The organism is Bradyrhizobium sp. NBAIM08 (assembly GCF_020193935.1).
Taxonomy (GTDB): Bacteria; Pseudomonadota; Alphaproteobacteria; order Rhizobiales; family Xanthobacteraceae; genus Bradyrhizobium; species Bradyrhizobium yuanmingense.
The window spans coordinates 1-467 of sequence record NZ_JADYVR010000189.1 but is presented as its reverse complement, the minus strand read 5'-3'; the positions used below and the strand labels follow the sequence as shown (position 1 = coordinate 467).

Genomic DNA, 467 nt, shown 5'->3' with positions numbered 1-467 from the left:
GACTTCGAGCTGCCCAACACCAACTCAGATCAGTTACCACTAGCGATCGGCGCGTGACAACGGCCCGGGGCTTCAGAGGAGTGAATTTGGTCTAGATACAGCGAATCCCCCACGACGCGAGGTTTGGCCGCCAAGAGCGTCAGTGAGGGATCCAACTGCTTAACGCGTGATCGTCTGTCGGTAGCAATGGCAGGACGATCACTCAACGCACAATCGGAGTGTAACCAGTGAGCGTCGCCCTTAACAGCGGCAACGCCGAACGTCACCCAAGGGCGTCGTTCGAGCGGGTGATTGACGCCCTCACTACAGCCGCCGGTCCTGGAAAATCCGGCGGCGGGTGGGTGAAGTTCCACTGCCCCGTCTCCAGCCACGGCGGCGGCGGCGGCGACCGCAATCCCTCACTGGGCGTGCGGTACGACCCCATCAAGTCACGCACACGGGTCGAATGCTTCTCCGGTTGCGACGAC

At 61.9% G+C, this 467-nt stretch carries 1 protein-coding gene; it reads left to right on the top strand.

Annotated elements, in window-relative coordinates; translation table 11 throughout:
• Nucleotides 1-227: 227 nt before the first annotated feature.
• Nucleotides 228-467 (top strand): hypothetical protein (locus I6F37_RS39050; RefSeq protein WP_225154233.1); only part of this gene is annotated, 240 nt, incomplete at its 3' end.